This window comes from Sphingomonas melonis, assembly GCF_013409985.1.
Taxonomy (GTDB): domain Bacteria; phylum Pseudomonadota; class Alphaproteobacteria; order Sphingomonadales; family Sphingomonadaceae; genus Sphingomonas; species Sphingomonas melonis_A.
Genome location: NZ_JACCBY010000004.1, coordinates 226,374 through 238,507, shown reverse-complemented (window position 1 = coordinate 238,507; position 12,134 = coordinate 226,374). Strand labels below are relative to the sequence as shown.

10 protein-coding genes are annotated in these 12,134 nt (G+C 66.7%); 5 read left to right on the top strand and 5 right to left on the bottom strand.

The window, feature by feature from the left end; translation table 11 throughout:
- Positions 1–22: 22 nt before the first annotated feature.
- Both HD841_RS14575 and HD841_RS14570 read right to left on the bottom strand, forming a co-directional pair.
- Positions 23–193, bottom strand: a complete 171-nt coding sequence (locus HD841_RS14575; RefSeq protein ID WP_179509604.1) for a hypothetical protein — start codon at positions 191–193, stop codon at positions 23–25.
- A gap of 340 nt (positions 194–533) precedes the next feature.
- Positions 534–773, bottom strand: a complete 240-nt coding sequence (locus tag HD841_RS14570) for a hypothetical protein (RefSeq protein WP_179509603.1) — start codon at positions 771–773, stop codon at positions 534–536.
- 553 nt (positions 774–1,326) lie between these two features.
- Between HD841_RS14570 and HD841_RS14565 the strand changes: the two genes are divergently transcribed.
- The gene (locus HD841_RS14565) at positions 1,327–1,794 is read left to right on the top strand and encodes an SAM-dependent methyltransferase (RefSeq protein ID WP_179509602.1); all 468 of its coding nucleotides are present in this window, start codon (positions 1,327–1,329) and stop codon (positions 1,792–1,794) included.
- Positions 1,791–2,054 carry a hypothetical protein gene (locus tag HD841_RS14560; RefSeq protein WP_179509601.1) on the top strand — a complete coding sequence of 88 codons (264 nt, stop codon included), beginning with the start codon at positions 1,791–1,793 and terminating at the stop codon, positions 2,052–2,054. Before HD841_RS14565 ends, HD841_RS14560 begins: the two co-directional genes overlap by 4 nt.
- A gap of 63 nt (positions 2,055–2,117) precedes the next feature.
- On the opposite strand, the gene HD841_RS14555 is transcribed toward HD841_RS14560, so the two are convergent.
- Together HD841_RS14555 and HD841_RS14550 are read right to left on the bottom strand one after the other, a co-directional pair.
- Complete coding sequence (locus HD841_RS14555) at positions 2,118–4,670, bottom strand: glycoside hydrolase family 9 protein (RefSeq protein ID WP_218845570.1); 2,553 nt, start codon at positions 4,668–4,670, stop codon at positions 2,118–2,120.
- A 216-nt stretch (positions 4,671–4,886) separates the two neighbouring features.
- Positions 4,887–5,378 (bottom strand): DUF2939 domain-containing protein, encoded by a 492-nt coding sequence (locus HD841_RS14550; protein ID WP_373563044.1) that lies wholly within the window; start codon positions 5,376–5,378, stop codon positions 4,887–4,889.
- Between the two features lie 355 nt (positions 5,379–5,733).
- Here HD841_RS14550 and HD841_RS14545 point away from each other — a divergent pair, with 355 nt between their 5' ends.
- A complete protein-coding gene (locus HD841_RS14545; protein ID WP_179509599.1) occupies positions 5,734–8,397 on the top strand; it encodes a TonB-dependent receptor in 2,664 nt (887 codons plus the stop codon).
- On the opposite strand, the gene HD841_RS14540 is transcribed toward HD841_RS14545, so the two are convergent.
- Positions 8,381–9,097 (bottom strand): acid phosphatase, encoded by a 717-nt coding sequence (locus tag HD841_RS14540; protein WP_179509598.1) that lies wholly within the window; start codon positions 9,095–9,097, stop codon positions 8,381–8,383. The two genes, HD841_RS14545 and HD841_RS14540, sit on opposite strands and share 17 nt — an antisense overlap.
- A gap of 236 nt (positions 9,098–9,333) precedes the next feature.
- On the opposite strand from HD841_RS14540, the gene HD841_RS20790 reads away from it, so the two are divergent.
- Positions 9,334–10,554 carry a TonB-dependent receptor plug domain-containing protein gene (locus tag HD841_RS20790; protein ID WP_257015594.1) on the top strand — a complete coding sequence of 407 codons (1,221 nt, stop codon included), beginning with the start codon at positions 9,334–9,336 and terminating at the stop codon, positions 10,552–10,554.
- Complete coding sequence (locus tag HD841_RS20785; protein WP_373563033.1) at positions 10,484–12,052, top strand: TonB-dependent receptor domain-containing protein; 1,569 nt, start codon at positions 10,484–10,486, stop codon at positions 12,050–12,052. The genes HD841_RS20790 and HD841_RS20785 overlap by 71 nt, the downstream gene beginning before the upstream one ends.
- Positions 12,053–12,134 lie beyond the last annotated feature (82 nt).

The window sequence follows — 12,134 nt, the reverse complement described above, 5'->3', positions numbered from 1 at the left end:
ATGACGCGGATAAGACGGTCGATCAGCGCGCACCGAAGCGGACGCGCACTCCGTCAATGATCGTGCGGCCGTCGAGCGGCGGCCATTGTGGCACGCCATGCGCCAGGATCTGCGTGTAGCGGCCCTTGAGCCCCTGCACCCGCACTCCCAACGTCTCGTTGACCAGCATCGCAATGTTGCCGGGGGGGGTCATGAGGATTTCTCCTCGATCTCCTCACGGTCGAGCACCTCGACGCGGATCGGTTCGTCCTGCACCCGCCGGCCGGTGCGCGTCGCCTGCACGACGATGTCCTCGCCGTCGTCCGGCGCTGCCGGCGCCGCCGTATCGGGCCATTCCTGCGACCGCCGGGACTGCGGCGACCGGCGTTGCGCCGGTCAGCCCCGCCGCGGCGGCAAAGACGGCGGCCATGGTGCCCCGAACGCAACGCACGTTCCCCGACCGGCCACCGTCGTGGTGCCCGGTCGGGCCGACAGGAGCGATCGCCGCTATCGGGTCGAGCGCCGCGCACCGCGACGACGCCGAGACCCCGTATTCAGATCCAGCTGCGGCCGTCGGGTGCGGCGCAGCCATAAGGCGGCAGCTTGTCGGGGAAGCGCTGCTGCATGGTGTGACAGCCCCAGCGACGCATCGGCGCCGGCGCATAGCCGTTCAGCGCGATGCCGACCTCGTCATACGGACTCTCCGCACGCGCCACGTACATGTACCAGCGGCCGCCGAACATCACCGCGGCCGCGATGACGACGACGCAAACGACTTGGACGATCTTCTGCATTGTACCCCTTTTCGTAAACGGATGCGGCCCTTGGCAGGCAAAGGTGATCCCGATCAATAGCCGAGGCCGGGTCGACATCAGCCCATTCCGTCACCGCCAGGGCAGGGCTGCCGCATATCAACGTTCGTTCGAGCCGGTCGCCTGCCAACCTTACCCGTCACCCCGGACTTGTTCCGAGGTCCACCGGGCCGCGAGGGAACGGTGTCCCATCAAGCCTTTCTCCTCGCCGCAGAGTGGACCCCGGAACACGTCCGGGGTGACGGGGTGGGATTGGTAGGCGGCGGACTCAAGCGAACGTCCACACGATAGCACCGCTCTACCGGAGCACGCGCTGTCTCCAAAGCTTGAATATCGATCCCCCTGGGTGCGGGAACCGCTTGGCATGGCCGGTCCCGTCCGCGTCACACCGCCGACCCGTCCGGGGAAACACCGCTGCGCCATCCTTATGCTGGCACTATGCCGTCGTCCGGCTTCGCTCTCGAAACCCTATGCGCCGCTGCGTAGGTCCCTGCTGCGGATCATTATGGGTCCGTGTTGATGAGGATCGACCACCATGCTGTCGCCATCGCCGTCTCTGGCATCGTCGCTGCCGCGCCTGCGGACGGCGCGGGACGATCCGCGCTGGCCCAGGCTCTGCGCGGCCTTGGCACGGCTGCGGGCGCGGCGGCGTCATGCCGTGCGCATCGTCGACGCCGATTGCGGCGCGGGATCGCTGCTGCTGCGCGCGGTGCAGCATGCCCGCACGCTGGGGTTCACCGCGATCGAGGCGCGGGGCATCGATGGTTCGCCCGCACTGATCGGCCGTGCACGGGCCGCGGCATCGCGCACGATCGATCCCGCGATCGGGCTGGACTTCACCTCGGCGGACCTCATCCTTTCGCTGCGCGAGGAGGCGGAGATGCCGGCCGACATCGTCCTGTGGCGCGGGCCCTGCGACGGCCCAACCGAACGCGCCCTGTGGCGCGCGGCCGCCGTGTTGATCGCGCAGCCCCCCGTGCCGCATCTCCGGCGCGCGGCATGACGCGCCGCGACGCGGCCTGGCGAGCGGCCGGCGCGCTGATCAGCAGCGGTGCGTGCGCCGCCTCGCTGGCGCTGGACGGATCGCCGCTGATGGTCGTCCTCTTCCCCGCCGCGCTGCTCGGGCTGGCGCTGCTGGTCAACGGCAAGCGGGTCGCGACCGTGCTGCGCGCCGAACGCCGCGGTCATGTCCACACCGCCGAGGTGATCCACGCCCGCCGTCGCCGCCGCCATCGCTCGCGATCGGATGAACCGCCCCTCTGACCGGACATCAGCGGCCGGGTTCGGGTGAGGCCGCAAAGGCGGAACACGCAGTGCCGGAGCAACTCAAAAGGCCGCCTGTTTGGCACCGCCGCGGTAGAGCTGGTCCGCCGCCAGCGCGAGGAACATGTAGTTGGTCGCGCCACCGCCCATCACATATTCCGTCTGCTGCCAGAAATACGGCCACACCTTGAGTTCGGGCAGGTCTGGCCGGATCAGATTGGTGGCCGAGATCACGCCGCCAGGAACGTAGCTCCAGTCGGCGCGATTGAGACCATAGGCGGTGGTGGCCGATTGCGCGCCGACGCCCGACACGAAGCTCGCGGTATTCTCGCCGGGATGGACGCCGAGCACGAAGTTGAGCGCGTTCACGTAACTGTCCGTGCTGGTCACCAGCGGCCAGCCCTTGTGGAAGAAATACTGGCGCACCCCGCGCTCCTGGATCTGCCAGCCGGCGCCCCAGATTTCCGGTTTATAGGGTACGCCATACGGCGAGTCGGTGCGGGCATCGGCCGCCACCTTCGCCTGATAGGCCGCGACCGCCTTGGTCAGCCGCTCGCGGAAGCCGCCGGGCAAGCGCCGCTGGACGGCGTGGAGCATCCAGCCGGTCCGCCCGATATCCTGGAGGATCTGCGGCTCCAGCGCGGCGAGTTGCGCGGCATAGCCCTGCTCGCCGGTCGCTTGCAGCAGTTCGGCAAGCGCGAACACGCGCGGGACGAGCTTCGCCCTCGCGCCCGCTTTGGCGGTCAGGTCGCGCGCGGCGGCCAGCGCTTCGGCGGCGAGCGCGGGATTGCTGGCGCGGAGCACGCGCGCCGACGCGGCCAGCCCCGCGGCGGTATCGAGTTCGCGATCGGGATTGTCCTCGGTGAAGACCCAGCGATCGTCGGCGGCGACCGGCGCGCCATTCGCATCGACGCCGAGGTCGCTGCCCCCGCTGCCGGGCACGTTGTCGGTGACGTTCACGGTATCGCCGAGCATGGCATATTGCCGCAGCGACGGGGTGATCACGCCGCGATACAGCCGCCCCATCGCGCGATAGCCGCCCAGAACGGTCAGCAGGCCGTGTTCGATCTGCTGGAGCGCATCGTTCTTGCCATCGGGATCGCGAATCTCGACCAGCTTTCGCGCCTGATCGATGCGCGTCGCATCATAGTTCAGGCCGAATTCCTCGACCATCTTGGACAGGATCCAGACCTCGCCGATCTGGGATTCGACGCGCAGGTCGTCGTCGCCCGCATCATGCCAGCCGCCCGCATCCAGCCGCGGCACGGACTCGCCGGGCTTGAATGTAGTCAGTGTCGACGGGCCCTGCGCGTAACCATCGAAGTGATTGAGGTTGATCGGCGCCATCCGTGCGTCATCGAGATGATCGCGCCCGTGCCAGACGCGGTATTTCTCCCGCACCAACATGTGACACATCTGGATCGGCAGGAAATATTCCAGCGTGGGCTGCCAAGCGTAGCGGGCATAGACATCGGCGTCGATGCGGAACGGATGCGATACCTGGCCGCGATAGCCGATCTGGTACATGCCGGGCTGGGTGATGCGGCTGAAATCGAATTGCAGGTAGCGGTAGCGCAGGAAGTCGCCCCAGCCCTGCGGAGTCGCCCGCAGCACCTCGCGCCGGCCGTCCGGCGTGAGGCGGAACAGCTGCGCCGGGGCGTCGGTCGGGTCGGCGGGATCGAGCTCGATCACCGCGCGCTTGGGCTGGGCCGGCGCATAGCCGATCTGCGACACCTGGATCACCGGTTTCGATCGCCAATGGGACATCACGTTTGGGGTGACGATCCACTCGACCGCGCCGCGTGTCGCACCGGCCGCAACGGCCTGCCGCACGATAAACCAACCGTTGTTGTGCACCGACCGCCCATCCCGCAACTCCAGCTCACCGTTCCTGCTCTCGATCCGGATGCGCTGGCTATCCTCTTCCGGCGCCACGATAAGCGTACGGCCGCGGGCGAGCGCGCGGGCAAGCGGCTGCCCGTTCGGAGACTGTACCGGACCGTTTGGCTGGGCATTGCGCGGCACTGGGAGGCGGGTGTCGGCCGCCGGGTCGATCGGGCCGTTCGGCTGGCGCGGGAAGATGCCGGCCTGGTCGTCCAGCGTCCAGGCCTTGCCGAACAGCTGGGTGGGGAACAATTCCAGGTTGAAGCCGATCCGTCCGACTCGGTCGCGCGGGATCGGCTGATCGAGATCGACGGAGATGCGGAAGCTGTTGCCGCCCGCCGGCGTGACGCGGACGCGGTAATCGAGCTTCAGGTCGGGATAGAAGATCGGATTGAATCCGCGCCCGTTCTTCGCGGGATCGGGGTAGGTCAGCGCCTGCGTGATGGTGCCCGTCGCCGCATCGATCACGCGCTTGCCGGCCGAGGTCGGCATCGGCGACCATTGGCCCGGCTCGGGTTCAAGCCGGAGATCGCCATTGGCGGCGACCCGCGTCCCGTGCTGGATGATCGTGACGCCGGTCTGATGGCCGTCGGGATAGATGTCATCGAAGACGATGACGTCGAGCCCCGGCTCGGTCAGATAGCCTTTCGGGCTGAGCGTCAGCTTGGCATCGTCCGCCGCGGCGCCGGTCAGGAGCAACAGCGGCAAGGAGAAGGCTGAGCGCCTCAGCAAGCGCGACAATCCAGGCATCCCCACCTCCCATGCGCGCCGGTCACCGCCACGTCGCAAGCCAGCCTGCGGTGACTTGCGCGACCCGTCAAGTAGCTGAAAGTATTAGATCATTTCGATAGTTGCGGCTTGGGGTGGACGGACCACATGGCGGATACCACCATCGCTGTGGGTCCTCAGACCGCTGACAATGCGGAGCGGGCAGAACCTCGTAAGCGACTATTTGCGCCACCGCGTCAGCGCCGCGGCGGGAACCTCAATTCGGACCAGCTTCCACGCCAGCAGGCCTCGCCGCTCGAAGACGAGTGTCGGTGCGTCATCCGCTTTGGTATCTGCAGCCAGTGCCGTGACGGCGAAGTGGTCGAGGTCTCGATAGCCGTACGTATAGTCGACTTTGGCATGGGCCGACGCTTTCGCCTGCCGTCTGACGATCCTGCCGCTCTTCATCATCGCCGACATTGCTTCCGGCGTCACGACGGCGTCGACCATCTTGCCGATGATCGCCGGCATCATCATCAAGCCTAGTCCGGTGAAGGGGTTCGTGCGCAGGTCGGGATCGGACTGCATCGTTTGCGTCAACGCAGGGGTCAGCTGGGCCTTGAGGCTCTCGCGCACCGCAGGGAAATCCACCGCTTTCTCAATACGATCGACGTCGGCACTAAGCGCTGCCTGCTTGAACTGGCGCGCTGCCCGGAACGGCGAACCGACGATGAGCCATGTGCCTCGTTTTATCGAGCTTCTCCGCCCCCGTGATCACCGCCATGTCTAGGTAGATCCTGTCATCGGCGTAATACAACCGAGTCTGTGCGGATGAGGCCAGAACTCTCGCCTCCGAGCGTCAGAGTCTACTTGATCTTACGTGTTTGCGCCGGCGCAGGTCTGCCGCTCTTCCTATATCTTGCGAACGGCGGTCGAGGGCGATCCATGATCGGCAGGCCGGTCCTCGCCACGTGGTTGCAACATTCCCGCCTTATGCCTCTGACGATAGTATTTTAGCGGGTGGAACGGGGGCCGCGGGGGTGAGTGCGACAGAACCGTGGGGCCTTCGCGCCCCGCGGCGTCTCTGATGGTCTTGGCGGCGCTGCTCGGCGCTGCGCTTTCGTCCAGCGATCCCATCGTGGTGGTTGACCTGCGCGGGCCCAGCATCGGCGCCGGGCTCGACCGGCTGGCGCGGCAGGCGGACAGGGCGCTCGTCGCACATCCCGAAGATCTCGCCCGGCCGCGGCGCGGTGCTATAAAGGGGCGGATGCGCCTGTCGCAGGCACTCGCGGCATGGTGCGCGCCGGTCCGGTTGTCCTGTCGGCTGGTTGCGGGCGGTATCGTGGTGAAGCCGTCCCCGATGCAACGCCGGGTGCCCGCCACGCTTCCGCGTCTCTCCACCCCTGCACCGGCCGACATCATCGTCACCGGGCGCGGCGACGGGATGACGCGTGGCGAGCTCGAACGCAGCTATTCCGCCTCTCACATTGCTGGGCCCGAGCTGGCGCGGCAGCATCCTGCTGCACTGGCGGACCTGCTCGCGACGATGCCGGGTGTCTGGGCGGACCGGTCGGCGGGCATCGCCGCCAACACGGTCCGGGTGCGCGGCATCCCGCTCGACGGATATCAAGCGGTCGCGATCGAGGAGGACGGTCTGCCGGTACAGCACGACACCCTGCCTTGGACCGACGTCGACCAGTTCGTGCGCCCCGATTTGGCGCTGGAGTCGGTCGACTACGTACGTGGCGGTCCATCGGCGATCTTCGCCAGCAACGCGCCCGGCGGTATCCTCAACCTGCGTACGCGTAGCGCTGGCGATCGATTTGCAGGCGGCGCCCGTGCAACGACGGACGAGCGCGGGCTCGCCCGGATCGAGGCCTATGCCGGTGGCCCGGTCGGTGACGGATGGCGGCTGCTCGGCAGCGGCATGGTGGTGCGCGACCCGAGCGTCCGCCGTATCGCCGCAACGCTCGGTGGCTGGCAGGCGCGGCTGCACGCGGCGCGTGACATCGGCGCGCGTGGCCGGCTGATGATCGGGATACGGCTGCTCGACGACGATACGCTCAACGTCTCGTCCTTTCCGATGCTGGCGGGACGCGGGCGGCTGACGGCGCTGCCGGGGTTCGATCCACGTCGCGACAGCTGGTTCGGGCCGGGGCTCGCTTCGGTGCGATTTGCCGCCGCGGGCACGCGACCGCTCGCGCGCAACAACCGCAATCGTCTCGCCGCTGGAACGGGTACGCTGACGCTGCCGCTCGGCGACGGCTTGCTAACCGTGCGGGCGCGGCACCGTCGGTCGATAACCGCGCGCTATGCGGTCTCATCCTCGGGGCCGCCGGTCACGGCACGCGACGCGATCGTCAATGCGTTGCCGCTGCTGACGCGCGCCTTCCCGACGACCGTGTCAGCGGCATTACGTCATGTCGACGACGCCGCCGTCGTTGGCAATGAGACGTGGGTCGAGACGCTGAATCCGGTCGCCGCGGACACGCGGCTGCGCGAGACGATTGCCGAAATGCGTTATGCCCTGCACCTGGATCTGGCCGGGCGGCATGACGTGACGCTGGGGAGCTACGCCACTCGCTACCACTGGGATTTCCGCCGGGCGGTCGCGCGGGTGCTGGCCGAGGCGCGGGGCGGCGCACCCTTGCTCGATCTCGTCGGCCGTGACGGGAGTGGCGCGGCGACCGGCCTGCTGACCGATGCCGGTTTCCTCAGCCGCGGGTCGACGTTCGAACATGTCGCGGCCGACCAGAGGATGACCGCGCTCTACCTGTCCGATGAATGGGCCCTCGCGCCGCGCTGGCGGGTGGATTGGGGCGTGCGACACGAACGTGGCGCACTCGACGGACGTATCGAACGCGCCGCGATCGTCGATGGCGGCGACCGTACGACGCTCGCCGACGATGCACTGGCGATGCCCTCGGGAGATAGGCTCACGCGCCGTCTTGAGCGCAGCGGTATCGCGGCGACGCTGGCGCTGCAATGGCAGGCTGGCGCCCGGGTCAGTCTGTTCACACGGGCCACGCGCGCGGTGCGGCTACCCGATCCCGGGGTCTTCAGGCTGGGCGGCGACGGCGAGAGCCGGACGCTGCGCGTCGAGCAGGGTGAACTCGGACTATTGTGGCGGGGTCGCGGCGTGTCGCTCGACGCGACGCTGTTCGCCAGCCGCTTCGCTCAGATCGCGCTCGAGGACATGTCGATCGATCCCTCGACCGGCGGCATCCTCGTTCGTAATCATGATGCGACCGCCAGGACGCTGGGTGTGGAGGTCTCTGGCCGCGTGACGCCGACGCCCGGCATCGCAATCCGGGGCAGCGCGACGGTGCAGGACCCGCGGCTGGCGAACTATCGGCTGGCGACGCTCGTCAACGGTATGCCGGGCATGCTTGATCTCGGCGGTAGGATGCCGCGCCGTGTGCCGCAGCTGATGGCTCAGGCGAGCGTCACGGCTGCGCTGCCAGGCACGCCGCTGACGCTCGATGCCGATGTCGCAGCGATGGGGCGGCGCTTCGCCGATGATGCCAACCGGCTGGTACTGCCCGGCTTTGCGAGTGTGGACATGGGGGCGAGCTGGGCATTGCGACCCGATGCATCGCTCCGCGTGCGCGTCACCAACCTGTTCGATGTCATCGCCGTCATGCAGGGCGACGCGATCGGCGGCGAGGTGCAGGCTGGCGCGGCGCCGGTCGTCGTCGTCCGCGCACAACAGGGCCGTATCGTCGAGGCAGGCGTCACTGTCTCTTTCTGAGCGCGGCACGATAGGCGGCGAGCTCAGCGCGTGCCGCTGCCATGTCGGTGCGGAAGGCGGCTGCGCCATGTTCTGCTGCGACGATCGCCGAGGCTGCGAGATACCCACCCTCGACGGCGCTCATCGAATGCGATCCGCAGATCCAGCGGCTGTCGCCATAGGCGCGGCCGCGGGCCAGAAGCGCGGCAGCGCGATCTGGCAGCAGCTCGGCCAGCACCAGTGCGAAGCTCCAGCCATGCGCCGTATGCCCGGACGGGTAATCGCCGTTTGCCGCAAGGTCGGGCCGCCGCGGTTCGCAGATCGGCAGGGCGTTGCCGACGAACGGCCGCACGGACTGCCAATGCGCCTTGGCCGCGCCGACCATTGCCGATCGGTCGGCGCCCAGCCGGTCGAGCAACCGGCGTGTGACCGGCAGGCGGTCGAGATCGAGCGGAAAGCCGATCGCCTCGGCAAAGCGCCGCGACAGGTCCGACGACACGTCCTCACTCGCCAGGCGCCAGCGTGCACTGCCTACCAGCGCGCGGCTCGCCGCGAAGGTCGCCGCATCAGCCGCGGCGCGGGGTGAATCCGCAGCGGGAGGCCCCGGCAGGATCGCGACGAGATCGGGCTGCGTTGCAGCAGAGAGATAGCCCGGCGCTTCCATCCTGGCGGCGGCAGGATAGGCATATGCCACGGCGGCGACGAGGAAAAGAGTACGCATGCGCATCCCGTAAAGAGTTCGTGATGCGATGGCAGAGTGTTGTAACGATTGAGCGGGGACATGCGGATCGCAATATTTGGAAAGTTCGGCATCGCCGTCAGGCCTGTGTCATAAATCTGTCATCTATGTCTTAAAACTTTTACAAATCTCCGTGTCCCCGGTGCGCACGGTCCCGTCTCTACCCTCCCGACCGCCGGCTCGCGGGCGCGGCGGCCATATCTTTGGGGGGACTATCGATGACGAACGCACGCCGCTGGTGGCTGGCCACCAGCGCCCTTGGCCTATTTGCACAACCCGTGCTGGCGCAGCAGGCCGCGCCCGCCGACGCGACCACCGAGACGGGGAACGACATCGTCGTCACCGGCTATCGCACGAGTCTCGCCGCAGCGCGGGATTCGAAGCGGCAGGCCGCGATCATCAAGGATTCGATCGCCGCATCCGACATCGCCGCTTTTCCCGACCTGAACCTGGCAGAGGCGCTGCAGCGCCTACCCGGGGTCGCGATCAACCGCGAGGCTGGCGAGGGCCGCCGCATCAGCCTGCGCGGCCTCGGTCCCGATTTCACCCGCGTCCAGCTGGACGGCATGGAGGTGCTCGGCAACGTCGATTCGCCGCAGGACAGTCGTGGCCAGACGACGCGCGACCGCGCTTTCGACTTCAACCTGTTTGCGGCCGAACTGTTCAACCACGTCGATGTCGAGAAATCCTATCAGGCGCAGCAATCCGAAGGCGGCCTGGCCGGCACCGTCGCGCTCTTCACCGCGCGTCCGTTCGACTACCGGGGGTCCAAGATCGCCCTCTCTGCCCAGGGCGGCACCAACACGCTGACGCGCGACTTCCAGCCGCGGATCACCGGCCTCGTTTCGAAGACCTGGGGCAATTTCGGCCTCCTTGTTTCGGGTGCGTACAGCCGCCGCAAGACCCGCGAGGAGGGCGTCGATACCTATCGTTGGCGCCACAACACCGCGAGCGGAAGCGATATCTCCAGCCTGACCGCGGCAGAACGGGCAAAGATCAATTCGGGTGACCTGCTGTTTGCACGCGGCAACCGCTTGTCGGTCTGGGACAGCACGCAGGAGCGGGTCGGTATCACCGCGGCGATGCAATGGAACCCGACGGACGCCATTCACCTGACCCTCGACGGCCTTTACGGGCAGTTCCAAGGTGACCGGTTCGAGACGCACCTCGCCTCGCGCGGGGGCGGCAGTTCGACGTGGCTCGGCGGGGGCGAGACGTTCGCCGGCGTCACGTATCCAAACTCCAAAGTCAACGCGCTCCAGTGGAACGACCGCAATGAGGTTGTCTATCTGGACGTCACCGGCGGCAAGGCGTCGACCGAGACGCGTATCCAGAACACCCGGAACGTCTTCAAGCAGGTCGTGCTGAGTGGCGGATGCCGCGCTTGCCGAGGGCCTGACCGTCTTCTGGACTGGCGGCGTCGAGCGGTCGCGCTATGACATGCCGATCAACGACAAGTTCACCCTCGAGGGGTTCGGGGGCGTCAGTTCCGACTATCGCGGCGGCACCTATTCGCTGGTCAACACGTATCGGTTCGATCCGGCCAGCGCAGCCTTCTGGCATGCCAAACGACTATACGTGAACGACACGTTCCAGGACACGGCGCTCGACAATTTGAAGGGTCGGCTGGAGTACAAAATATCGCCCGACGATACGATCAGCATCGGCGGCGAATGGCGTCGCTTCGCCAACGCCGGTTATTATGGCGAGCAGGACAATGTCCTCACCAACGCCTTCCAGGCTGGCAAGGTCAGTACGAAAGTCGATGGTTATGCGCAGACCTATACCGGGTATACGGGACAGGATTGGACGATCGTCGATTTCGCCAAGATGCTCCGGCAGCTGGGCATCGACCGCAGCCAGTATCTGACGAAGAAGCTCGGCGTCTTCTCGGTCGAGGAGCGTACCATCGCGGCCTTCGCCCAATATGACTGGAATCACATGCTCGCCGGGCTGCCGATCCGCGGGAACGTCGGCGCGCGTTACTATCGCACGACCGTTTCCTCTCAGGGGGTGGCCAATGTCGGGGCGGTCACCGTGCGCGGTGACTATCAGGGCGTGCTGCCCGCGGCGAACCTGATCGTCGAGCTTGACCGTCGCGCGTTGCTGCGGTTCTCCGTCGCGAAGAACATCAACCGTCCGGCGCTGGGTGCGCTCGCGGTGAATGGCACCGTCACCGCTGACAATGGTGAGATCAGCGTCAGCATCGGCAACCCGAACCTCAAGCCCTACACGTCGAACAACGTCGATCTGTCGGCGGAATATTATTTCGGTTCGGTCGGCTATGTCGCTGCGGCGGGCTTCTACAAGTCTCTCGACGGGTTCGTGTCCAGCCGAACGGTCAACAACGTTCCCTATGGAACGACCGGGTTGCCCGACAACCTTTATCCCGGCGTGGTTGCCACGACCAACGTCAACAGCTTCTCGCGACCGGTGAACCTCGCCAGAACGCACCTTGCCGGTGTCGAGCTTTCGGGCCAGACCGATCTCAGCTTCCTCCCCGCGCCGTTCAATCGGCTGGGGACAGCGGTCAACGTCACCTACGTCGCCTCGAAGCTCGATTATGCGCAGATTTATCCCGGCAGCATTCGCACCACGCTGGAGGGACTCAGCAAGTACAACGCCAATGCGACCCTCTATTATCAGGACAAGGCGTTCGACGCACGCGTGTCGGCCAATTATCGCAGCGGCTACATCTTCAGCGCCTCACCGGTCCTGACGGCTTTGGGCCCCGATCAGGACGTGACCGGCTACGAGGGCACGATCTATGTCGATATGTCCGTGCATTACGCGCTGTCCTCCAATGTCCAGCTGACGCTGAACGGCACCAACCTGACCAATCAGCGCGAAAAGCAATATTCGAACAGCACGAAGCGTCTGTACGTCGTCACCCGTTCGGGTACGACGCTGCTCGGGGGCGTCCGCGTGACGTTCTAAACGGCATGCGGGCGGCGGTTCCGGTCGCCGCCCGCATGTGCCCGCACGTCTTTGTTGCCGATCACGTTGATGAGGTTGTGTC